Source organism: Dyella sp. A6, from assembly GCF_036320485.1.
GTDB classification, from domain to species: Bacteria; Pseudomonadota; Gammaproteobacteria; order Xanthomonadales; family Rhodanobacteraceae; genus Rhodanobacter_A; species Rhodanobacter_A aluminiiresistens.
Map to the genome: position 1 here is coordinate 2,304,660 of NZ_CP132911.1, position 22,666 is coordinate 2,327,325.

General features: G+C 66.4%; 17 protein-coding genes and 1 riboswitch. Of the genes, 7 read left to right on the forward strand and 10 right to left on the reverse strand.

All coding sequences use genetic code 11. The annotated features are described in order from the left end of the window. Positions 1–189: 189 nt before the first annotated feature. Together alaS and RA164_RS10290 are read right to left on the reverse strand one after the other, a co-directional pair. Positions 190–2,829, reverse strand: a complete 2,640-nt coding sequence (alaS, locus tag RA164_RS10285; RefSeq protein WP_329740757.1) for an alanine--tRNA ligase — start codon at positions 2,827–2,829, stop codon at positions 190–192. Positions 2,830–2,900: 71 nt separating this feature from the next. Beyond that, on the reverse strand, positions 2,901–3,401 hold the full coding sequence (locus RA164_RS10290) for a regulatory protein RecX (RefSeq protein WP_329740758.1): 501 nt from the start codon (positions 3,399–3,401) through the stop codon (positions 2,901–2,903). 134 nt (positions 3,402–3,535) lie between these two features. Here RA164_RS10290 and RA164_RS10295 point away from each other — a divergent pair, with 134 nt between their 5' ends. Continuing rightward, the gene (locus tag RA164_RS10295; protein WP_329740759.1) at positions 3,536–3,895 is read left to right on the forward strand and encodes a carboxymuconolactone decarboxylase family protein; all 360 of its coding nucleotides are present in this window, start codon (positions 3,536–3,538) and stop codon (positions 3,893–3,895) included. A gap of 49 nt (positions 3,896–3,944) precedes the next feature. Here RA164_RS10295 and recA read toward each other — a convergent pair whose 3' ends face one another. Together recA and RA164_RS10305 are read right to left on the reverse strand one after the other, a co-directional pair. Next, a complete protein-coding gene (gene recA, locus RA164_RS10300) occupies positions 3,945–4,982 on the reverse strand; it encodes a recombinase RecA (RefSeq protein WP_329740760.1) in 1,038 nt (345 codons plus the stop codon). A gap of 120 nt (positions 4,983–5,102) precedes the next feature. Continuing rightward, complete coding sequence (locus tag RA164_RS10305; RefSeq protein ID WP_329740761.1) at positions 5,103–5,612, reverse strand: CinA family protein; 510 nt, start codon at positions 5,610–5,612, stop codon at positions 5,103–5,105. A gap of 89 nt (positions 5,613–5,701) precedes the next feature. Between RA164_RS10305 and mutS the strand changes: the two genes are divergently transcribed. Beyond that, entirely contained in the window at positions 5,702–8,350 is a 2,649-nt protein-coding gene (gene mutS, locus RA164_RS10310) for a DNA mismatch repair protein MutS (RefSeq protein ID WP_329740762.1), read from the forward strand. A gap of 237 nt (positions 8,351–8,587) precedes the next feature. Beyond that, entirely contained in the window at positions 8,588–10,747 is a 2,160-nt protein-coding gene (gene katG / locus RA164_RS10315; RefSeq protein WP_329740763.1) for a catalase/peroxidase HPI, read from the forward strand. Positions 10,748–10,827: 80 nt separating this feature from the next. Here the strand turns inward: katG and RA164_RS10320 are convergent, their stop codons facing one another. Next, a complete protein-coding gene (locus RA164_RS10320) occupies positions 10,828–12,027 on the reverse strand; it encodes a trans-sulfuration enzyme family protein (protein ID WP_329740764.1) in 1,200 nt (399 codons plus the stop codon). A 95-nt stretch (positions 12,028–12,122) separates the two neighbouring features. On the opposite strand from RA164_RS10320, the gene RA164_RS10325 reads away from it, so the two are divergent. Continuing rightward, entirely contained in the window at positions 12,123–12,599 is a 477-nt protein-coding gene (locus tag RA164_RS10325; RefSeq protein ID WP_329740765.1) for an Lrp/AsnC family transcriptional regulator, read from the forward strand. Positions 12,600–12,611: 12 nt separating this feature from the next. Here RA164_RS10325 and RA164_RS10330 read toward each other — a convergent pair whose 3' ends face one another. The 3 genes from RA164_RS10330 to RA164_RS10340 form a co-directional block, all read right to left on the reverse strand. After that, positions 12,612–13,148, reverse strand: coding sequence for a response regulator (locus RA164_RS10330; protein WP_412731019.1), 537 nt, complete (start codon positions 13,146–13,148; stop codon positions 12,612–12,614). A gap of 107 nt (positions 13,149–13,255) precedes the next feature. Further along, a complete protein-coding gene (locus tag RA164_RS10335; protein ID WP_329740766.1) occupies positions 13,256–13,654 on the reverse strand; it encodes an RNA-binding S4 domain-containing protein in 399 nt (132 codons plus the stop codon). Between the two features lie 83 nt (positions 13,655–13,737). Continuing rightward, positions 13,738–14,643 carry an AEC family transporter gene (locus tag RA164_RS10340; protein WP_329740767.1) on the reverse strand — a complete coding sequence of 302 codons (906 nt, stop codon included), beginning with the start codon at positions 14,641–14,643 and terminating at the stop codon, positions 13,738–13,740. Positions 14,644–14,774: 131 nt separating this feature from the next. Here RA164_RS10340 and RA164_RS10345 point away from each other — a divergent pair, with 131 nt between their 5' ends. From RA164_RS10345 to pnuC, 3 genes are all read left to right on the forward strand, one after another. Then, positions 14,775–15,902, forward strand: a complete 1,128-nt coding sequence (locus RA164_RS10345) for a phosphotransferase enzyme family protein (RefSeq protein ID WP_329740768.1) — start codon at positions 14,775–14,777, stop codon at positions 15,900–15,902. A 42-nt stretch (positions 15,903–15,944) separates the two neighbouring features. Further along, a riboswitch (TPP riboswitch) is annotated at positions 15,945–16,041 on the forward strand. A 74-nt stretch (positions 16,042–16,115) separates the two neighbouring features. Then, complete coding sequence (locus tag RA164_RS10350; protein WP_329740769.1) at positions 16,116–18,329, forward strand: TonB-dependent siderophore receptor; 2,214 nt, start codon at positions 16,116–16,118, stop codon at positions 18,327–18,329. A gap of 2 nt (positions 18,330–18,331) precedes the next feature. Continuing rightward, positions 18,332–18,922 carry a nicotinamide riboside transporter PnuC gene (gene pnuC / locus RA164_RS10355; protein WP_329740770.1) on the forward strand — a complete coding sequence of 197 codons (591 nt, stop codon included), beginning with the start codon at positions 18,332–18,334 and terminating at the stop codon, positions 18,920–18,922. On the opposite strand, the gene RA164_RS10360 is transcribed toward pnuC, so the two are convergent. Next, a complete protein-coding gene (locus tag RA164_RS10360; RefSeq protein ID WP_329740771.1) occupies positions 18,913–20,553 on the reverse strand; it encodes a Na+/H+ antiporter in 1,641 nt (546 codons plus the stop codon). The genes pnuC and RA164_RS10360 overlap by 10 nt on opposite strands. 159 nt (positions 20,554–20,712) lie before the next feature. Continuing rightward, positions 20,713–22,584 (reverse strand): molecular chaperone HtpG, encoded by a 1,872-nt coding sequence (gene htpG, locus RA164_RS10365; protein WP_329740772.1) that lies wholly within the window; start codon positions 22,582–22,584, stop codon positions 20,713–20,715. Between the last annotated feature and the right edge of the window lie 82 nt (positions 22,585–22,666).

Below are 22,666 nucleotides of genomic sequence, written 5' to 3' on the forward strand. Positions count from 1 at the left end.
TGCAGTTCGGCTACAGCGTCCGAAAGGCCTTGCCGCCTTCCCGGGCCTTGAAGCTAGAGAATGCTCCGATAGACGCCCTGCCTCCGCAATGCCGCTTACACGACTTCACGACATCCCCCGGATGGTAGCCGAGCGCCGCCCCCGGGTGCAATGCGTTATGCAGGTGCTATGGACGTATGGATCATGCTCTCAGGCTTTCGACAGGTGTTCCGATACCCAGTTCCCCATATCGGCAAGCAATACGGGCAATTGCGGCAGGTCCGCACCACCGCCCTGGGCCATGTCGGGTCGACCACCACCCTTGCCGTCGATCTGACGCGCGACATGCGCTACCACGTCGCCAGCCTTGATCCGGCCCAGCGCGCTGCCATGTACGCCGGCAACCAGCGACACGCGACCATCGGCGGCGCCGGCAAGCAGCACCACGCAATCGCCCAGTTGCTGCTTGAGCTTGTCCATGCTGTCGCGCAGCGCCTTTGCATCGAGGCCTTCGATGCGCGCGGCGATCACCTTAATGCCCTGGATGTCCTGCGCGGAGGATGCGAGGTCGGCAGTGGCGGAACCCGCCGCCTTGCTGCGCAACGACTCCAGTTCGCGCTCCAGTTTCTTCTGGCGCTCGAACAGCTGGCGCAGCTTTTCCACCACCTCGTCGCCGCTACCGGACAGCAACTGCGACAGCTCGCCCAAGCGACGTTCCTCGTCGGATACGTAGGCTAGTGCACCGTCGCCGGTTACCGCCTCGATGCGGCGCACGCCGGAGGCCACCCCCGACTCGGACACGACCTTGAACAGGCCGATATCGCCGGTGCGCGTTACGTGGGTACCGCCGCACAGTTCGGTCGAGAAGTCGCCCATCTTCAGCACGCGGACCTCGTCGCCGTACTTCTCGCCGAACAGCGCCATCGCGCCGAAAGCGATGGCGTCGTCGTAGGCCATGTGGCGCACGTCGGCCTCGGCGTTCCGGCGCACTTCGGCATTGACCAGCGCTTCCACCTCGGCCAGTTCCTCGCGGCTCACCGGCTTGTTGTGCGCAAAGTCGAAACGCAGGCGGTCGGGTGCCACCAGCGAGCCCTTCTGCGTGACATGGGTGCCCAGCACCTTGCGCAGCGCGGCATGCAACAGGTGGGTGGCCGAATGGTTGAGCACGATGGACTGGCGCCGTGCCGTATCCACCTGCGCATCCAGCAGATCGCCGGCGCGCAGCGGCTGCGCACCGTTCCAGATGCCGGCATGACCGAAGAACACACCGCCCATCTTGAGGGTATCGGCCACCTCGAAGCGGCCACCGGCACCGGCCAGGAAGCCGGTATCGCCGACCTGGCCACCCGACTCGGCGTAGAACGGCGTACGATCGAGAATCAGCAACCCCTTCTCGCCATCGTCGAGCTGTGCGACCTGACGGCCGTCGCGCACGATGCCCAGCACCTTGCAGCCGGCAGCTTGCAATGTTTCGTAGCCCAGGAACGCGGTCGGCTGCAGCTGACTGGCCAGTTCGGCCGGCATCTGCCCCTTGGCCTCGAACTTGCCCGCCGCACGGGCCCGCTCGCGCTGTTCGTCCATCGCGCGCTCGAAGCCGTCCATGTCCACGTCCAGACCGCGCTCACGCGCGATGTCGGCAGTCAGGTCGACCGGAAAACCATAGGTGTCGTACAGACGGAAAGCATCCTCGCCGGCGATGGTCTTGCCGGACTTGCCGGCCACCTCGTCGAACACGCGCATGCCATGTTCCAGCGTTTCGCCGAAACGCTGCTCCTCGGTACGCAGTGCGTCTTCCACGAAAGCTTGCTTGGCCTTGAGCTCGGGATACGCCTCACCCATTTCGGCCACCAGCGGCGCAACCATCTTCCAGAAGAAGTCGCCGCGCACGCCGAGCATCCAGCCATGCCGCAGGGCACGGCGAATGATCCGGCGCAGCACATAGCCACGGCCTTCATTGGACGGCAGCACGCCGTCGACGATCAGGAACGAGCACGCGCGGATGTGGTCGGCGATCACCCGCAACGACTTGTTGGCCAGGTCCGGCGTGCCGGTGAACTCCGACGCCGCCTTGATCAGGTGACGGAACAGGTCGATGTCGTAATTGGAGTGGACGTGCTGCAGTACGGCAGCCAGTCGCTCCAGGCCCATGCCGGTATCCACGCAGGGAGCCGGCAACGGCGACAGCGTGCCGTCCGGGGCGCGGTCGAACTGCATGAAGACCAGGTTCCAGATCTCGATGTAGCGATCGCCGTCCTCGTCCGGCGAACCGGGCGGACCACCAGCCACGTCCGGGCCATGGTCGTAGAAGATCTCGGTGCACGGGCCACAGGGACCGGTGTCGGCCATCTGCCAGAAATTGTCCGAGGCGTACGGTGCGCCCTTGTTGTCGCCGATGCGCACGATGCGCTCGGCCGGCACGCCGACGACCTTGTTCCAGAGCTCGTAGGCCTCGTCGTCGGTGTGATAGACGGTCACCCAGAGCTTGTCGGCGGGCAGCTTCAGCACATCGGTGAGCAGTTCCCACGCCCAGGTGATGGCCTCGCGCTTGAAGTAGTCGCCGAACGACCAGTTGCCCAGCATCTCGAAGAAGGTGTGATGCCGCGCGGTGTAACCCACCGAATCCAGGTCGTTGTGCTTGCCGCCGGCACGCAGGCAGCGCTGCACGTCGGCCGCGCGCACGTACGGCAGCTTCTCGCTGCCCAGGAACACGTTCTTGAACGGCACCATGCCCGAGTTGGTGAACAGCAGGGTCGGGTCGCTGGCCGGCACCAGCGAACTGGACGGCACGATGGTGTGGCCCTTCGAGCGGAAAAAGTCGAGAAAAGCGGAACGGATATCGGCGGTTTTCATGCAGGTCGCGGCAAATCAGAGAAATAAAGACCACGCTGTGGCGACGCCGCGCGACGTACCTGCCGGGTGGATCAGGCCTCGTCGTCGGCAGCGTCGTCGACGTCTGCGTGGGTTACACGCCGTACTGTGGCGGCGGAAAAGCCCCGGCGCAAGAGGAACTGGGCCCGACGACGCCCTTCCGCGGCATCCACGGGGCGCGCCGACGCACCGTAGCGGCGGCGCAACTGCGCGGCGGCCAGCGCCTCCCAGTCGGCATCGACGTCCTCCAGCCAGGTGCGGATACGGGGGTCCGGCAAGCCATGGCTCTTGAGTTCGGCGCGCAGCCGGGCCGGGCCATAGCCCTGCGCGATGCGACTGCGGATCAGCACCTCGGCAAAGCGTTCGTCGTCCTGGTAATGCTGCTCGCCCAACTGCGTCAGCGCCGCGTCGGCCTCGACCTCGTCGTAACCGCCCTGGCGCAGCTTGCGCCCCAATTCCCGCCGCGAGTGTTCGCGACGCACTAGCAGCCCCAGCGCCTTGTTGTAGGCGCTGGGGCGTGGCTTGCCGGAACCGTCGTCGTTACGCCGCTTCATCACGAAGCTCCCACATCGCGTGCTGCCCGTACCGACTCGGATGCAAAACAACGCCGGGCATGATCCTGGTCAAGCGTGCCGCATGGTGTGCGTCCATCATGGGGCGGACACCCCTGCCACGGAGCCCTAAGCCGATGTCGAAGCATTTCCCCTCGATCACCAAGGATGTCTCCTCCCACCTCAAGATACTTCGCGCCGATATCGGCGACACCATGCAAGGTTTTTCCGCGATGGCGCAGGCCGCCTTGCGTGACGGCGCGCTGGACAAGAAAACCAAGGAACTCATCGCACTGGCGCTTGGCGTGGCCGGGCACTGCGATGCCTGCCTGGGCTTCCACGCCGAGGCGCTGGTGAAGCTGGGCGCCACGCGACAGGAGGTGGAAGAAGCACTTGGGATAAGTGTCTACATGGGCGGCGGCCCGTCGCTGATGTACGCGGCGGACGCGATCGCGGCATTCGAGCAGTTCTCGTCACTGGCCGAAGCGGCACGCTGAGAACTATCCGGCGGTCCATGCGCCGTGCACGCATGGACCGCCGGTGCGATCAGGCTTCCTCGACCGCCTTCTCGGCCGTGGCGTCCTTGGCCGGCTTGGCGGTGACCAGCAGCCGGGCACGCAGTTCGCGGTCGATCTCGTCGGCAATGGCGGGGTTGTCGCGCAGGAACTGGCGCACGTTTTCCTTGCCCTGGCCGATACGGTCGCCGTTGTAGCTGTACCAGGCGCCGGACTTGTCGACCAGGTTTTCGCGTACGCCCAGCTCGATGATCTCGCCCTCGCGCGAGGTACCCTCGCCGTAGAGGATCTCGAACTCGGTCTGGCGGAACGGTGGCGCCACCTTGTTCTTGACCACCTTGACGCGTGTCTCGGAGCCGATCACCTCGTCGCCCTTCTTCACCGCGCCAATGCGGCGGATGTCCAGGCGTACCGAGGCGTAGAACTTCAGCGCGTTACCGCCGGTGGTGGTCTCGGGGCTGCCGAACATCACGCCGATCTTCATGCGGATCTGGTTGATGAAGATCACCAGGCAGCCGGACTTCTTGATGTTGGCGGTGAGCTTGCGCAGCGCCTGGCTCATCAGGCGGGCATGCAGGCCGACGTGGGAATCACCCATCTCGCCCTCGATTTCCGCCTTCGGGGTCAGTGCCGCGACCGAGTCGACCACCACCACGTCGACAGCACCGGAGCGCACCAGCATGTCGGCGATTTCCAGGGCCTGTTCGCCGGTGTCGGGCTGCGAGACCAGCAGGTCATCCACGTTCACGCCAAGCTTTTCGGCGTAGCTGGGGTCCAGTGCGTGCTCGGCATCGACGAAGGCGGCGGTGCCGCCATTCTTCTGGCAGTTGGCGATGACCTGCAGGGTCAGCGTGGTCTTGCCCGAGGACTCCGGGCCGTAGATCTCGATTACGCGGCCACGCGGCAGGCCACCGACGCCCAGCGCGATGTCCAGGCCCAGCGAGCCGGTGGACACAGTGTCGATATTGTCGTCGGTGCGGTCGCCCAGACGCATGACGGCTCCCTTGCCGAACTGCTTCTCGATCTGGCCGAGGGCGGAGGCGAGCGCCTTGCGCTTGTTGTCATCCATCGTCTTGGGTTCCGGTTGGTGATGTTGGGGAGATGATGCCCGGCATACGTCTCACGGGCTGCGATCTTTGCCGGTCGATTATCCCATATCGACACGAGCCGGCCGGCAGCGCCAGCCGCATCAGTCTGTCAGCGCTTTCCGAAGGCCTTCGAGCGCCGCGGCCACGGTCTGCCGGCGTACCGCCTCGCGGTCGCCGTCGAAATGGAACAGCCGTGCGTGCGCATAGCCGCCGCGCCGCTTCCAGCCGATCCACACCGTGCCGACCGGCTTTTCCAGTGTGCCGCCCGACGGCCCGGCAATGCCGGTGACCGCCACCGCCAGGCCGGCACCGAAACGGGCCAGCGCACCGGATACCATTTCCAGCACGGTTTCCTCGCTGACCGCGCCGGTCTGTTCCAGCGTGCGTGGATTGACCCCCAGCAGCGCCTCCTTGGCCTCGTAGCTGTAAGTCACTACGCCGGCATCGAACCAGGCCGAGCTGCCGGGCAGATCGGTCAGCGTCTTGGCGACCCAGCCGCCGGTGCACGACTCGGCCGTCACCAGCATCAGTTTCTGCCGCAGCACGTCGCCGGCGACCTGGTGCGCCAGTGTGTGCAGCTCGGCATCGGTAGGAACAGAAGGTGACTCCATGCGAGACTCCCAAGCTTGAGCCCGGCACGTTAACGCGTACCGGATATCCCGATCCACCCCCTGCCGCACGCTTTTCGCACGCACGCCCCATGAGCCAAGACGACCTTTCCCAGCACACCCCATTGATGCGCCAGTTCCTCACCGCCAAGGCCGCGCATCCGGATGTGCTGCTGTTTTTCCGCATGGGCGATTTCTACGAATTGTTCTACGACGATGCACGCAAGGCCGCGCGCCTGCTCGATATCACGCTCACCCAGCGCGGGCAGTCGGCGGGCCAGCCGATCCCGATGGCCGGCGTGCCCTATCACGCAGTGGAGAACTATCTGGCGAAGCTGGTGCGGCTGGGCGAGTCGGTCGCGATCTGCGAGCAGATCGGCGACCCGGCCCTGGCCAAGGGCATCGTGGAGCGCAAGGTGGTGCGCATCGTCACCCCCGGCACGGTGACCGACGCCGCACTGCTGGAGGAACGCCGCGACAATCTGCTGCTGGCCATCGCCGCCGGCCCGAAGGGTGCCTACGGGCTGGCCTGGGCCGACCTGTCCAGCGGCCGCTTTCTGCTCAGCGAGGCGCCGAATGCCGAGGCCCTGGCCGCGGAACTGGCCCGGCTGCAGCCGGCAGAAACCCTGGTCGACGAGAGCGTGAGCTGGCCGAAACTGGTCGCCAGCCTGCCCGGCCTGCGTCGTCGCCCACCCTGGCATTTCGAGAGCGATGCGGCCACACGCGAACTCAACCGCTTCTTCGGCACCCGCGATCTCAGCGGTTTCGGCGTCGAGGGCATGCCGCTGGCCGTCGGTGCCGCCGGCTGCCTGCTCGGCTACGTCGAGGAAACCCAGAAGAGCGCCCTGCCGCACCTGTCCGGCATGGCGGTGGAAAGCGCCAGCGAGACCATCGCGCTGGACGCAGCCACCCGCCGCAACCTGGAACTGGACACCCACCCCAGCGGCCGCACCGAACATACCCTGCTGGGCGTGCTGGACGAGACGGTGACACCGATGGGCGCACGCCTGATGCGCCGCTGGCTGAACCGTCCGCTGCGCTCGCGCGAGATGCTGCGCCGTCGCCACCAGGCCATCGCCAGCCTGATCGAAAGTCGCCGTCATCCGCTGCTGCGCGAACAGTTGCGCGGCATTGGCGACCTGGAACGCATCCTCGCACGCGTGGCGCTGCGCTCGGCCCGACCGCGCGACCTGTCCACCCTGCGCGACGGCCTGCTCGCGGCACCCAGCATCAGCGCGCTCATCCACGGCCACGCCAACCCGGACCTGGCCAATCCGGACCCGGCGGCGGAAGCAACCACACTCGAAGCGACATTCCCCGATGTGTCGCCCCTGCTCGGCGACCTCGTCAAGCGCATCGGCGATCACGCCGACACCGCAGCGCTGCTCAAGCGCGCGGTGATCGAACAGCCGCCCGCGCTGCAGCGCGACGGCGGTGTGATTGCCGACGGCTACGACGCCGAGCTGGACGAACTGCGCCGACTGGCCACCCACGCCGACCAGTACCTGGTGGAACTGGAAGATCGCGAGAAGGCCGCCAGCGGCATCAGCACGCTGAAAGTCGGCTACAACCGCGTGCACGGCTACTACATCGAGATCTCCAAGGCGCAGGCCGACAAGGTACCCACCCACTACACCCGCCGCCAGACCACCAAGAACGCCGAACGCTTCATCACCGAGGAACTCAAGCAGTTCGAAGACAAGGTGCTGTCGGCCAAGGAACGTTCGCTGATGCGCGAACGCGCCCTGTACGAGGGACTGCTCGACGCGCTGACCGCGCAACTGGATGCGCTGAAGCAGGCCGCCGCCGCGGTTGCCGAACTCGACGTGATCGCCACCCTGGCCGAACGCGCCGAAACGCTGGACTGGAGCGCCCCCACGCTCACCGACGAGGCCGGCATCGCGATCGAACGCGGCCGTCATCCGGTGGTGGAAAAGGTGCGTGACGAACCATTCGAACCGAACGACCTGGCGCTGGACGACAAGCGTCGCATGCTGGTCATCACCGGCCCGAACATGGGCGGCAAGAGCACCTACATGCGGCAGAACGCGCTGATCGTGCTGCTCGCCCACATTGGCAGCTACGTACCGGCCAGTGCCGCCACGATCGGCCCGGTCGACCGCATCTTCACCCGCATCGGCGCGGGCGACGATCTGTCGCGCGGCCAGTCCACCTTCATGGTGGAAATGAGCGAGACCGCCAACATCCTGCACAACGCCACCGAGCACAGCCTGGTGCTGATGGACGAGGTGGGGCGCGGCACCAGCACCTACGACGGACTGGCGCTGGCGCGTGCGGCGGCAGTGCACCTGGCTGCCAGCAGCCGTGCCTTCACCCTGTTCGCCACGCATTATTTCGAGCTGACCGAACTGGCCGGCGAATACCCCAGTATCGCCAACGTGCACCTGGACGCCGTGGAATACGGCGAGCAACTGGTCTTCATGCACGCGGTGAAAGAAGGACCGGCCAACCGCAGCTTCGGACTGCAGGTGGCCGCGCTGGCCGGCCTGCCGCGCTCGGTGATCGCCGACGCGCGACGCACCCTGGCCGAACTGGAACGTGGCATGCACGCGCAACTGTCGGCTGCACCCGCGGCCGCAGCAGAGCCTTCGGCCCAACTGGGCCTGTTCGCACCGGCGCAGCCTTCGGCCGTGGAACGCGAACTGGAAGGCATCGACCCCGATGCGATGAGCCCGCGCGAGGCACTCGACGCGCTCTACCGGCTCAAGCAGCTGCACTGACGCGGACGCATCAGCGACACCTTTTCGTCACAGCAGGCGCGGCATGCTGCGCTGTCTGGCGGTCATGCCTTTGCCGATAGCCTTCCCCTATCGTCGACATTGGAAGAATCAAATTCAATCAATCGGCATGCCCGCGTAGATTGGTCTGGACGCACCCCCGACCCGGCCGGCCCACCGCCTGCACCGGCGGCCCCGGTCCGGCGCGTCCAACTGGTAGCCACGCCCAAGGAGAAACCGATGTCAGACGAAGCGAAGTGCCCCTTCCATCCCGCCGCGAGCGGCACCACCAATCGCGACTGGTGGCCCAACCAGCTCCGTCTGGATCTGCTGAGCCAGCATTCCGAGAAATCCAACCCGCTGGGCAAGGCGTTCGACTATCGCGCGGCGTTCAAGCAGCTCGACTACGCCGCGCTGAAGAAGGACCTGCTGGCCGTGCTGACCGATTCGAAGGACTGGTGGCCAGCCGATTTCGGCAGCTATGCCGGCCTCATGATCCGCATGGCATGGCACAGCGCCGGCACCTACCGCGTCGGTGACGGTCGCGGCGGCGCGGGTCGCGGCCAGCAGCGTTTCGCGCCGTTGAACTCGTGGCCCGACAACGTCAGCCTGGACAAGGCGCGGCGCCTGCTGTGGCCGCTCAAGCAGAAGTACGGCCAGCAGATTTCCTGGGCCGACCTGATCGTGCTTGCCGGCAACGTGGCGCTGGAGTCCACCGGCTTCCGCACCTTCGGCTTTGCCGCCGGCCGCGAAGATGTGTGGGAACCCGACCAGGACGTGTCCTGGGGCAACGAGACCGAGTGGCTGGCACCCAGCACCACGCCGAACAGCCGCTACGCGCACAACAAGCCCGGCGAACGTACGATCGACAACCCGCTCGGCGCGGTGCAGATGGGCCTGATCTACGTGAATCCGGAAGGCCCGGACGGCAACCCCGACCCGGTCGCCGCCGCGCACGACATCCGCGAGACGTTCGCCCGCATGGCGATGAACGACGAGGAGACCGTCGCGCTGATCGCCGGTGGCCATACCCTGGGCAAGACCCACGGTGCCGCTCCGGCCAGCCATGTGGGACCCGCCCCCGAAGCGGCCCCGCTCGAAGCGCAGGGCTTCGGCTGGGCCAACGACTTCGGCAGCGGCTCGGGCAAGGACGCGATCACCTCCGGCCTGGAAGTCACCTGGACCAGCACACCGGTGCAGTGGAACAACGACTTCTTCAAGTTCCTGCTCGACTTCGAGTGGGAGCTGGAGAAAAGCCCCGCCGGCGCGCACCAGTGGGTGGCCAAGGACGTCGACGCGATCATTCCCGGTCCGACGCCCGATTCGCCGAAGCGTCGCCCGACCATGCTGACCACCGACCTGTCGCTGCGTTTCGACCCGGCCTACGGGAAAATCTCGCGCCGCTTCCGTGACGACCCGGGCGCCTTCGCCGAGGCCTATGCCCGCGCATGGTTCAAACTGACCCATCGCGACCTGGGCCCGAAGTCGCGCTATCTGGGTCCGGAAATCCCCAAGGAAGACCTGCTCTGGCAGGACCCGCTGCCGGCCGCCACGCACACGCCCAGCGCCGCCGACATCGCCGACCTGAAGGCAAAGATCGCGGCCTCCGGACTCAGCGTCACGCAACTGGTCTCAATCGCCTGGGCATCGGCCTCGACCTTCCGCGGCGGCGACAAGCGCGGTGGCGCCAACGGCGCACGCATCCGGCTGGCACCGCAGAAGGACTGGGCGGTGAATGCCGGGGCCATCAAGGCGCTGCCGGAGCTGGAAGCAATCCAGCGGGCATCGGGCAAGGCCTCGCTGGCCGACGTGATCGTGCTAGCCGGTGGCGTGGGTATCGAGATGGCGGCGAAGGCGGCCGGCATCGATCTCGAGGTACCGTTCGCGCCGGGCCGCGTGGACGCCAGCACCGAACAGACCGACGTCGAGTCCTTCGGCTACCTGGAGCCCTACGCCGATGGCTTCCGCAATTACCTCAAGCACGGTGCGGACACCCCGGCCGAACACCTGCTGGTGGACAAGGCCCAGCTGCTGACCCTCACCGCACCGGAGATGACCGTACTGGTCGGCGGTCTGCGTGTGCTGGGCGCCAACTACGACGGCAGCAGCCACGGCATCTTCACCGACCGGCCCGGCGTGCTCGGCAACGACTTCTTCGTCAACCTGCTGGACATGGCGACCGAATGGAAGCCTGCCGGCAAGCTGTTCGAAGGCCGCGACCGCACCACTGGCGTGCTGAAATACACCGCCACGCGCGCGGACCTGGTGTTCGGTTCGAACTCGGTGCTGCGCGCACTGGCCGAGGTCTACGCCAGCGCCGATGGCAAGGACCGTTTCGTCCGCGAGTTCGTGGCGGCATGGACCAAGGTGATGAACCTGGACCGCTTCGATCTGGCCTGATCCACGCAGAAGGCCGGCGTCATCGACGCCGGCCTTCCATGGTCACCGCGCGGAACACCGACGTTGTCGATGAACCGCTTTCAGGCCACCCGCGACATCGCCGCCGCGTCCAGCGCCTGAGCCAGATCAGCCCAGATGTCGTCGACGTGCTCGATACCCACCGACAACCGCAGCAGGCCGGGGGTGATGCCGCAACGCTGTTGTGTATCCGCATCCAGCACGCGATGGGTCAGGCCCGCCGGATGCTGGATCAGCGTATCGACCGACCCCAGGCTTACCGCTGGCGTGGCGAGCGCCACCGACGCCATCACAGTGGCCGCCGCGGCATGACCGCCATGCAGCTCGAACGCCATCAGGCTGCCCGGGCCGCGCATCTGCGAGCCCACCAGCTGGGCATTCGCCACCGTTCCCAGCCCCGGATAACAGACCTTGGCCACCGCCGGGTGCCGTTCCAGCATCTCGGCAAGCCGCTGCGCGTTTTCCTGCGCCTGCAGCACGCGCAGACCCAGCGTCGGCAGACCACGATGCAGCAGATAGGCGGCCAGCGGATGCAATAGTCCGCCGGTGGCGGCGCGCACCTGGCGCAGTGCACCAGCCCACGCACTGTCGCAGGCCACTACGCCGGCAATCACGTCGCCATGGCCGCCAATGAACTTGGTCGCGCTGTGCAGTACCAGCGCCGCCCCCTGCGCCGCCGGCTGCTGCAGCACCGGCGTGGCGAAGGTGGAATCCACCAGTACCGGCACGCCCTGCGCAGCGCGTACTACGGCCGCGATGTCGACCAGGTCGAGGGTCGGGTTGGCCGGCGTCTCAATGATCACCAGTGCGGTATCGGCATCGATGGCCGCGGCGATTCCGGCAGGCTCCACCCAGCGGGTCTCGATACCGAGCAGCCCCGAATTCAGCAGGTGATCGCTGGTGCCGTACAGCGGACGCGCAGCCAGCACATGCCGGCCGCGCTGACCCGCCGCCAGCAGGCAGGCCGACATCGCGGCCATGCCCGAACCGAAAGCCACCGCATCGCTGGTGCCTTCCAGTTGCGCGAAGGCGGCCTCGAAACGCGCCACGGTGGGGTTGTGCAGGCGCGCGTAGATCGGGTTGGCCGCGGTGGCGGCGCCACCGACCAGCGCATCGAAGCTCTCGGTTCCGGTCGCCAGGTCGCGCACGGGGTACGTGGTGGACAGGTCCAGCGGCGGCGCATGCACCCCCAGCTCGGCAAAGTCCTCACGGCCGGCATGGACAGCAAGCGTCTGCGGATGAAACGGGGTAGAGTCGCGCATCGGGCACCCATGATTCGTCTGAATCGGGCAAGCCTAGAATCAAAGAACACTCATCAGGAAGCATGTCGAATTTTATTTCGACAAGAGGGCATTCCATGCATCTCGATCGAACCGACTTCGCCATCCTTCGCGAATTGCGGAAGAACGCACGGCTACCCAACAAGCTGCTGGCCGAACGCATCGGCGTGGCGCCGTCCACGGCACTGGAGCGGGTCCGTCGACTGCGCGAAAGCGGCGCGATCCAGGGCTTCCATGCGGAGATCCAGCCGCAGGCGGTCGGCATCGGACTGCAGGCCATGATCAGCGTGCGGCTGGCCCGCCATGCACGTGGCGACCTTGATGCCTTCCACGCCTACCTGCTGACCCTGCGCGAAGTGCTCGGGTTCTATCACGTGGCCGGTGCCAACGATTACCTGGTGCACGTGGCGGTGCACGACAGCGACCATCTACGCGACTTCGCGCTGGACGCGTTCACCACTCGAGCCGAGGTGGCGCACATCGAGACCAGCCTGATTTTCACCTTCCGGCGAAACCCCGACCTGCCGGTGTATCAGGACAGCGAACGCGAGTGAGTGGGGGGCGTCTCAGGCCGCCGCGCCGGAAACGTGACTGGCCGGCACCACCGCCGGCAACGCAGGCACCGCCGACGGCACGGCACGCCCGGCCAGTCGGCCGGCACGCACCAGTTGCTGGATGCTCGCGTTGACCTCGGCGTGGCCGAACGGCTTCTTGATGAAGTCATCCGCACCGAAGCGCTGCACATAGAACTGCTCGGTCGCCTGCGGATTGCCGCTGATCATCACGATCGGAATGTGCGCGGTGCGCGGATCGTGACGCAGCGCGCGCAACACGGCGAAACCGTTGATGCCGGGTAGCACGATATCCAAGAAGATCAGCTGGGGCTGCATTTCGCCGGCCCATTCAAGCGCGCTCTCGCCATCCACGGCTTTCTGCACCGCATAACCGTCGCGCTCCAGCATGCGCCCCAGCACCGCGCAGATGGTCGGCGAGTCGTCCACCACCAGCATGCGTGTGCCAACCGCCGCCTTGCGCGGAAGCTCGATACCACGAAAGCTGTCGACGGCCAGCCGGCCGAACATGCGCTTGAAGAATCCGATCACGGCGCTTTCTCCCCCAGTTCATCCACGAGCGCGCTGGCATGACACGGCATGCCATCCGGCCTTGTGTATGTTCGGGCAACAACCGCGCTAAATCTGCGAAGCAATACTCAACCGGAATCCTTCAACCGTCGCAGTTCGCGCCGTGCCTGCTTGTCCGGACGTTTCGGCGGTGCCGCCGCACCGATCATGCGGCGCTGCATCCGCGCGTCTTCGCGCACCTTCCTGCTCGCTTCGCTCTCGCGGTACAGGGTCTGCGCCACGCTTGCCGGACCGCGCCGTTCGGACAGCCCAAGCACCTCAATTTCCAGGCGCTCCTCGCCACGGGTCACGCGCAGGCGGTCGCCCACGTGAAGCGTCCTGGCCGGCTTGCAGCCGGCGTCGTTGACATCGACATGGCCACCCACAATGGCCTGCTTGGCGAGACTGCGCGTCTTGAAGAACCGCGCAGCCCACAACCAGACATCCACGCGGACCTCACCCTGCCCGGCTGCGTCGGCTTCATTCATTGGAGGCATGCTTTCTCTCACTTTCAACAACCATATTCATTCCGTGCCGACCAGCACTCACATGTTCCTCACACCGTGACGTGTCACCCCGCGGGCAGCCAGAGGTTGGCCAGCGGCACGGTCAGCAGCGACAGCACGATGCCGGCGCCAAGCACCGTATTCGCCAGCGCGGGTTCCAGTTCGTACTCGTCGGCCAGGATCGCGGCCGACACCATCGGCGCCATCGCCGCCTGCAGCACGCCGGCGGTCAGCACGAGACCGCCTACTCCAGACACCACGCCCAGCACCCAGCAGGCGAGCGGTGCAGCAAGCAGTTTCCAACCCAGTCCCCAGCTCATCGCACCCAGCTCGCCGCGGTCGGGTCGGAAACTGAACTGCAGGCCCACCGAGAACAGCGCCAGCGGCGTCAGCGTGCTGCCGATCGGCCCGAACACGCCATCCAGCCATGTCGGCCAGCCACCCAGCGCGCCGACCACGATGCCCACGATCAGGGCATCGAATGCCGGGAAGGTGAGGATGCGCCGCACGATCACCCGCGGCTGCGGCGCCTGCCCCGCATACAGGCAGGCCACCACGACGCCCAGCGACGCCAGCAGCGGAAAACAGCCCAGCTGATCGGCCACCACCGCCAGCGACAGCCCGGCCTGCCCGTGCAGCGCCTGCAACATCGGGTAACCCATGAACGAGGTATTGCCCAGCCCGCACACCAGCACCAACGCACCGATCCGTTGCCGCGACCAGCCCCGCCAGCGTCCCAGCAGCGCGAACAACAGCCATGCGCCGAGGAACACCACCCACATCGCCGCCACCGGAAACCACAGTTCCGGATTCGGCTTCAGTTTCGGCACCAGTTCCAGCACCAGCGCCGGCAGCGCGATGTTGATCACCCACCAGTTGATCCCGTGCACCATGCCCGACGGCGGCCGCGCGAAACGCGCCACCAGCATGCCCAGTACGAGACAGACAAACAGCAACAGCAGCGCGCTCATCGTAGAACCGGTTCAAGCCATGTCAGGCCGCCATTAGACGCGATGGACCGGGCACACGTCACGCCGGTGCACGCAGACGCGCGGCCTATCGGAGATAATGGCCGCTTTCCGTCCACGGCCTTCGCCCGCGCATGAGCACAACCGATCACCGCGTGCACGGCCTCGCCGCCGACGAGATCGCACCCGACTGGCCGCCGCTGACCGCGACCGAAGTGGCGACGCTGCTCGAGCGCTACCCGGGACTGGTCGCACCGCGAACGATCCACTGGCACAGCCCGCGTCCGCTGTCCGCCGCCGCGCTGGTCGATACCGCAGGCGGGCGTGTCTTCGTCAAGCGCCACCACGCCAGCGTGCGCACGACGACGACGCTGTCGGAAGAACATCGCTTCATCGCCTGGCTGCGTGCCGCGGGCATGCCGATACCCGCTGTACTTGCCGACCGTGATGGTCACACCGCCATCGCCATCGACGACAGCACCTATGAAGTGCATGCATCGGCGGCCGGCATCGATATTTACCGCGACACCATGTCCTGGGTGCCATTGCGCGAGCTGCGACACGCGCACACCGCCGGCACCATGCTGGCACGCCTGCACGACGCCGCCGAAGGGTATGCCGCACCTCAGCGCGACTGCCACCGGCTGGTCGCCCGCAGCGATTTGATCGAGGCGGACGATCCGCTGCAGGCGCTGGCCGCCCAGTTGCCGCAACGACCGGCACTGGCCGCCTATCTGGCCGGTCGCGACTGGCAGCGCGAGATCGCCGCGGCAGTCGCCCCGTTCCACGCTGTGGCGCAGCCGCAGCTGGCACGCCAGCCGCGCCTGTGGACGCATGGCGACTGGCATGTATCCAACCTGTGCTGGAGCAGCGACGCGCCCGATGCCCGCATCGAGGCAGTGCTCGATTTCGGCCTGTCCGCGCGCAGCTTCGCACTGTTCGACCTGGCTACCGCGGTCGAGCGCAACGCGATCGCGTGGCTTGAAGTCGACGGCGACATCGGCCATCACGATGTCGCCACGGCACTGCTTTCCGGTTACCACGCCGTGCGTCCGCTGGAGCGCGACCAACGCGCACTGCTGGCCGCGCTGCTGCCCATGGTTCACCTGGACTTCGCGCTGTCTGAAGTGGAGTATTTCTGCGCAGCCACGCACACGCTCGCACACGCCGACGTGGCCTACGACACCTTCCTGCGCGGCCACGCCGCGTGGTTCCGCACCCCGTACGGACAGGCCCTGCTGGAAACCATCCGCGAAGGGTGATGCACGGCAGCGAGCACGCGGCCGTCATTCGTGGTTCAATAGAAAAAGAAGCGGGGGTGCCCGGCGAAGGCCGGGCTGAGAGAGTCCCTTGGAACCTGATCCGGTTTGCACCGGCGTAGGGAGCTTGATAGAGGAAAGGCGCGATCCGTCCCGGCGGGTCGTCCGCGCGTTCCGCCGTCGCTTCGTCCGCAACCACTACGACGACGAACGACGATGCCCACGATCCGATTGCCCGCACCCGCACTGCTCCCCCTGGCCCTGCTCGCCGCGATCGGCAGCAGCCGAGCCGCCGAGACATCCACCGCGCCATCCAGCGCCCAGAACACCACCCAGTCGGCCCAATCCCAGGCCAAGTCGCTACCCACCGTGCAGGTGAATGGCCAGGCCGCGCCGCGCGTGCCCAGCGGCAGCGTGGCGGTGTACGGCCCTGCTTCGTTGCACGACACGCCCGCCGCGATCAGCGTGGTTTCGCACCAGCAGCTGGCCGATGCACAGGTCCAGAACCTGCGCGACCTGGTCCGGCAGAACGCCTCGCTCAGCGACGACTATGCGCCGGTCGGCTACTACCAGGACATCGCCATCCGCGGCTTTCCGATCGACCTGGCCACCGGCATCCGCTTCAACGACCTGATCGTCAACGGCGAACAGGACATGTCGCCGGAAGACAAGCAGAGCGTGCAGATCCTCAAGGGGCTGGCCGGCATCGAGGCCGGCGTGATGGAACCGGGCGGCCTGATCAACTACGTCACCAAGCGCCCGGCGAAAGTACGCGAGGTCACCTTCGGCACCGACTCGCACGGCTCGCGCTACGCCGCTATCGATTACGGCACCTGGCTGACACCGAACTTCGGCGTGCGCGTCAACGCCGCCTACGACGTCACCCACAGCTACGTCGAACAGGCCAACGGCCGGCGCAATTTCTATTCGATCGCCGCCGACTGGCGCATCACGCCAAACGCCAAACTCGAACTGGACAGCGACTACGAAGCACGCGCGCAGCGCTCGGTATCCGGCTTCCAGTTGCTGGGCGGTACCACGCTGCCGACCCATGTCGACGTGACCCGCATGCTGGGCTACGAGCCGTGGCAGCAGCCGGTCAGCATCCACTCGTCCAACACCAGCGTGCGCTATATCCAGAAGCTGTCGGACAACTGGCAGCTGCGCCTCGCGGCCGGCCACAGCCGGGCACTGATCGACGACAACGTCGCCTTCGCCTACGGCTGCTACTACGTCAGCGTGTGCGCGGACGGCACCGCCATTCCCGGGCACTACTTCGCCCCCGATGGCCAATACGACGTGTACGACTGGCGCAGCCCGGACGACACCCGCACCAACGACCAGGTGCGCGCCGTCCTGCAGGGCCGCTTCGAAACCGGCACGGTGAGTCACCAGCTTACTTTCGGAGTCAGCGACTTCAGGCGCCAGCTGAACCAGCGCGCCTACGTTTACGATTACGTAGGCACCGCCAGCATCTACCAGCCCAACCCGCCGTACTTCCCGCCGTCGCCGAACCAGCCGGGGACACCAGTGCCTACGATGGACAGCTGGCAACATACCGGCTTCGCCATGGACCGGATGACGCTGACCCCGCACTGGCAGGTTCTGGCCGGCGCGCAGTTCGTGCGCCTGCACGAACGCACCTGGGATTTCGACGGTACCAAGCTGCGTGACACGCGCATGGAAAAGCTGCTGCCGCAGGCCGCCGTGTTGTGGAAACCGACGGCGGCATTGACCGGCTATGTCAGCTACGCCAAGGGCCTGTCGCTGGGCGTCGCCTCGCCGTTCTGGACCAGCAACGGCAATGCCATCCTCGGTCCGCGCCTGTCGCGACAGTGGGAAACCGGCCTGAAGTGGAAGGCCAGCGATGCGCTGGACCTCAACGCGGCGCTGTTCCACATCTCGCTGCCGTACCAGTACGCCAAGCCCGACTCCACGGCAGCCGGCTACACCTTCGTGCAGCAGGGCAGCGAGGTGCATACCGGGCTTGAACTGAACGCTGATGGCGCACTCACCGACAACCTCACCGTGCATGCCAGCGTCAGCACCATCCGCGCCGTGGCCGAGAACAGCGGCACGCCTGCCTACGACGGCCACCAGGTGGAAAACGTGCCGCGCTGGCGCGCCAGTACCATGCTGGCCTGGCGCCTGCCCGTGCTGCCGCAGCTGACCCTGCTGGGCGGCTGGCGCTATGCCTCGTCCAACCCCGCCACGCCCAGCGGTTCGGTACGCGCACCGGCCTGGCAGGTATTCGATGCGGGGCTGCGCTACCAGACCACGCTGGCGCATCATGCGGTGACCTGGCGCCTGATGGTGAACAACGTGTTCGACCATTTCTACTGGGTCGACACCGGCACCTCCGGCGGCGATGCCTACCTGTTCCCCGGCGCTCCACGACTGGCACGGTTGACCATGAGCTACGCATTGTGACGGTGGACTGGCCCGAACTCATCGGCGCCCTGCTCAGTGTGTGGGGCGTATGGCTGACCGCCCAGCGCCGCATGCTGAGCTGGCCGGTCAATGTCGTGGCCTGTGCGGTTTACGGCTGGGTGTTCCTCGACGCCCGGCTGTATTCCGACACCCTGCTGCAACTCACCTTCGCGATCTTCATCGCCTACGGCTGGTACCGCTGGAAGCAGAACCTGGGGCGGGACCGTCGGGTGAGAGTGGCACGGCTGCAGCCCACGCATGCCTTGCTCAACCTCGGCGTCGGCGCGGTAGGGGCACTGTGCCTGGGCTACGTCATGCATGCCTGGACCGATGCCGCACTGCCATGGCTGGACTCGGCGTTGACCGCCTTCAGCCTGGTCGCGCAATGGTGGCAGGACCGCCGCCATTGCGCGGCATGGTGGCTGTGGATCATTCTCGACGCGATCTACGTCGGCGAATACATCTACAAACAGCTGCTGATCACATCGGCGCTGTACGCCGGCTTCGTGGTACTGGCGATCATCGGTCTGCGCGCCTGGCGCCAGGCCGAACATGACGAGATGCCGGCGCTCGCTACCGAGGCTCAGCGGTAGCGCGCCTCGGCCAGATCGATCTCACGTACCAGCTTGCGTGAGGTTTCGTCGGAAATGCGCATGTGCCGGGCCAGGTCGAAGACTTCGTTGCGTTCGGCCTGCAACCCGGCCAGGCGCAGCGAACGCTCGATCTGGTCGGACTTACGCAGCTGTAACGCGTCGCCGTTGTCCCCGCTGCGATCGTCCAGCCGGTGCCGGTAGAGCGCGATGACCCGTGCGGCCGCCTGCGTGCAGATGTCCGCATCGGTCGACGGCATGCCCGACAGCAGCACCTGCTGCTCTTTCTCGATCGCGGCGATGGCCTGCTCGACGGCCTTGCGCCGGGCGAAATCCTCTTCCTGCGCCTCACCGGTCTCCGCTGGCATCTTCAGCCCTTTCAGCAGCGCCGGCAGGCCAAGGCTTGCCAGCAGCAGCGACACCAGGATCACCGCCGCGGCCAGGAACACGGCCAGGTCACGCGCCGGGAACGGAGTGCCATCGGGCAACACCAGCGGCAGGGTCAGCACGCCGGCCAGGGTGATCGCGCCGCGTACGCCGGACAGCGACATCGCCAGCACCAGTCGCCAGTGCGGCTTCTCGCGGACCTCGCCACGACGCATGGCGCGCAGCCGACTCAGCCGCAGCGACACCCGTACCCACACATAGCGCAACACGGCCAGCCCAAGGCTGAGCACCAGCGCGTAGACCAGCAGCCACCACGGATTGCTGCGTCCGCCCTGCGCCACCGAGGCCAGTGCACCGTGCAGTATCCGCGGCAACTGCTCGCCCATCAGCACGAACACGACACCGTTCAACGCGAACTGGACGGTGGCCCATACCGCCGCGCGCTGCATGCGCATGTTGGCCATAGCCCGACCGCTGAGTTCCACGTAGCTCATCGCCATGCCTGCGGCGACCGCCGCCAGGATGCCCGAGGCCTGCATCATCTCGGCCACCAGATAGGCACCGAACGGAGTCAGCAGACTGATCAGGATCGGCGAACCGCTGTCCTGGCCGAACCTGCGCGACATGCCCTGCTGCACCACGCTTACCAGCAGGGTGAACGCGACCCCGATGCCGACACCCGCCAAGGCCAGCCATAGAAAGGTGAGCGAGGCCGAGAACAGCGAAAAGCTGCCGGTCATGGCGGCCGCCACGGCGAAACGGAAGCAGACCAGGCCAGAGGCATCGTTGAGCAACGACTCGGCCTCGAGAATGTGCATCATTCGTTTCGGAATCGGCACCCGGGCCGCGATCGAAGACACCGCCACCGGGTCGGTCGGCGACACGATCGCCGCCAGCGCGAACGCCACGGCCAGCGGCATCGCGGGGATCAGCATGTGGATCAGAAAACCCGCGCCGACCACGGTGAACACCACCAAGCCCAGGGCCAGCTGCAGGATCACCCGGCGGTCCCGCAACAAGCCGTTCTTGGGAATGCTCCAGCCGTCGAGGAACAGCAGCGGCGGCAGGAACAACAGGAAGAACACTTCCGGTTCGAGCGTCACGCCACGCCCGGAAACGGCGGTGATCGCCGCGCCCAGCGCGATCTGCACCAGCGGCAGCGGCAACGAGAACGGCAGCATGCGTACCAGATAGCCGCTGGCCACCACCGCCAGCAACATCGCCAGAACCAGTTCGATCGAACTCATGCCGCGTCCCGCTCGCCATCCCTGCCGCACGCGCGGCACCCGCTCATCATGCATCAAGCGCAGCCCCGGGGGATGCAGCCGTCGTCGCACGGATTAGCCGCTTCATGAAAAAGCCCGCCAAGTGGCGGGCTTTTCCGGTACAGCGACCAGGATGCGAGATCAGCCCAGCAGCACCCGGTTCATGCGCTGCACGAAGGCAGCCGGATCAGGCAGTTGGGCACCGGCGGCGATCTCGGCCTGTTCCAGCAACAGGTTGGCGAGGTCGCCAGCCTTGGCTGGGTCGGTCTCGCTTTCCACGCGTTTGACCAGGGCGTGCGCCGGATTCACCTCCAGCGTGGGCTTGCTTTCCGGCATTTCGTGACCGGCTTCGCGCAACAGCCGCGCCAGATGCGGGGCCATCTCGAAATCGGCCAGAGCCAGGCAGGACGGCGAGTCGGTGAGACGCGCCGATACCTTCACGTCACCGACACGGTCGCCCAGCAGTTCCTTGAGCTTCTTCAGCAACGGCTCGGCGGCCTTGGTCGCTTCTTCCTGCTTCTGCTTGTCGGCCTCGTCCAGCGGCAACTCGCCCTTGGCCACGTTGCGGATCTTCTTGCCTTCGTACTCGGTGAGCGAACCCAGCATCCATTCGTCGATACGGTCGGACATCAGCAGCACCTCGATGTCCTTCGCCTTGAAGGCCTCGAGCTGCGGGCTGCCCAACGCAGCGGCATGGCTGTCAGCGGTGATGTACCAGATGGTGTCCTGGCCCACCGCCATGCGACCGATGTAGTCGTCCAGCGAAACCACCTGCTTGGCGCCGTCACCCTTGGTCGAGGCGAAGCGCAGCAGCTTGGCGATACGCTCACGGTTGGCGTGGTCCTCGGCGATGCCTTCCTTCAGGGTGTTGCCGAACGCCTTCCAGAAGGTGGCGAACTTCTCGGGTTCGTCGCGGGCCAGCTTGTCGATCAGGTCGAGCACACGCTTCACGCACGCGGCCTTGATGCGCTCCAGCTGCCGGTTCTGCTGCAGGATCTCGCGGCTGACATTGAGCGGCAGGTCGTCGGCATCCACCACGCCGCGCACGAAGCGCAGGTAGTTGGGCAGCAACTCCTCGGCCGCGTCCATGATGAAGACGCGCTTGATGTAGAGCTTCAGGCCCTTGCGCTCGTCACGCCCGCCCATCATCAGGTCGAACGGCGGCTGAGCCGGGATGTACAGCAGGGTGGTAAAGCTCTGGCTGCCCTCGACCCGGTTGTGCGTCCAGGCCAGCGGGTCGCTGAAATCATGCCCCAGCGACTTGTAGAAACCGATGTAGTCCTCGTCGCTGATCTCGCTCTTGGGCTTGGTCCACAGCGCGGACGCCGCGTTGATGGTTTCCCATTCGTCGCTGGGCTTGCCGTCCTTCTCCACCGGCAGGCGGATCGGGAAGGCCACGTGGTCGGAATACTTGCGCACCAGCGAACGCAGCTCCCAGCCCTTCAGGAACTCGTCCTCGTCAGCCTTGAGGTGCAGCACGATCGTGGTGCCGCGCTCGGCCAGTTCCGCCGACTCCAGCAGGTACTCACCCTTGCCGTCGCTCTCCCACTTGACGCCATCCGTCGCCGCCGCACCGGCGCGACGGGTCAGCACGGTGACCTTGTCGGCAACCACGAAGGCCGAATAGAAGCCCACGCCGAACTGTCCGATCAGGCGCGCATCGGCTTTCTGTTCGCTGCCCATGGCTTCCAGGAATCGGCGCGTGCCGGAGCTGGCGATGGTGCCGATGTTGGCGACGACCTCGTCGCGGGTCATGCCGATGCCGTTGTCGCGCACGGTGACCGTGCGCGCGTCCGGGTCCCAGCTCACGTCGATGTGCAGTTCGCTGTCGCCGGCGGTCAGCTCCGGATGGGCCAGCGCCTCGAAGCGTAGCTTGTCGCAGGCATCGGAGGCGTTCGAGACCAGCTCGCGCAGGAAGATCTCTTTGTGCGAGTAGAGCGAATGGGTCACCAGGTGCAGGACCTGGGCGACTTCGGCTTCAAATTTGCGGGTTTCGCTAGCGGGTGCGTTCATGCGTGATACGTCCAGGGTTGAATGTCGAATCAGATGGCGGGTGAGCATCGTGCGGAACGCCATGTCCCGCCCCTCACCGCGC

Bases quoted from the DNA above. Each gene is read 5' to 3' on its own strand.
- RA164_RS10340 (WP_329740767.1), bottom strand. From the start codon at position 14,643: ATGAGCGCGCTGCTGTTGCTGTTTGTCTGTCTCGTACTGGGCATGCTG.
- RA164_RS10350 (WP_329740769.1), top strand. From the start codon at position 16,116: ATGCCCACGATCCGATTGCCCGCACCCGCACTGCTCCCCCTGGCCCTG.
- RA164_RS10325 (WP_329740765.1), top strand. From the start codon at position 12,123: ATGCATCTCGATCGAACCGACTTCGCCATCCTTCGCGAATTGCGGAAG.
- htpG (WP_329740772.1), bottom strand. From the start codon at position 22,584: ATGAACGCACCCGCTAGCGAAACCCGCAAATTTGAAGCCGAAGTCGCC.
- mutS (WP_329740762.1), top strand. From the start codon at position 5,702: ATGAGCCAAGACGACCTTTCCCAGCACACCCCATTGATGCGCCAGTTC.
- RA164_RS10305 (WP_329740761.1), bottom strand. From the start codon at position 5,612: ATGGAGTCACCTTCTGTTCCTACCGATGCCGAGCTGCACACACTGGCG.
- alaS (WP_329740757.1), bottom strand. From the start codon at position 2,829: ATGAAAACCGCCGATATCCGTTCCGCTTTTCTCGACTTTTTCCGCTCG.
- RA164_RS10345 (WP_329740768.1), top strand. From the start codon at position 14,775: ATGAGCACAACCGATCACCGCGTGCACGGCCTCGCCGCCGACGAGATC.
- RA164_RS10335 (WP_329740766.1), bottom strand. From the start codon at position 13,654: ATGAATGAAGCCGACGCAGCCGGGCAGGGTGAGGTCCGCGTGGATGTC.
- katG (WP_329740763.1), top strand. From the start codon at position 8,588: ATGTCAGACGAAGCGAAGTGCCCCTTCCATCCCGCCGCGAGCGGCACC.
- RA164_RS10320 (WP_329740764.1), bottom strand. From the start codon at position 12,027: ATGCGCGACTCTACCCCGTTTCATCCGCAGACGCTTGCTGTCCATGCC.
- RA164_RS10290 (WP_329740758.1), bottom strand. From the start codon at position 3,401: ATGAAGCGGCGTAACGACGACGGTTCCGGCAAGCCACGCCCCAGCGCC.
- RA164_RS10360 (WP_329740771.1), bottom strand. From the start codon at position 20,553: ATGAGTTCGATCGAACTGGTTCTGGCGATGTTGCTGGCGGTGGTGGCC.
- RA164_RS10295 (WP_329740759.1), top strand. From the start codon at position 3,536: ATGTCGAAGCATTTCCCCTCGATCACCAAGGATGTCTCCTCCCACCTC.
- recA (WP_329740760.1), bottom strand. From the start codon at position 4,982: ATGGATGACAACAAGCGCAAGGCGCTCGCCTCCGCCCTCGGCCAGATC.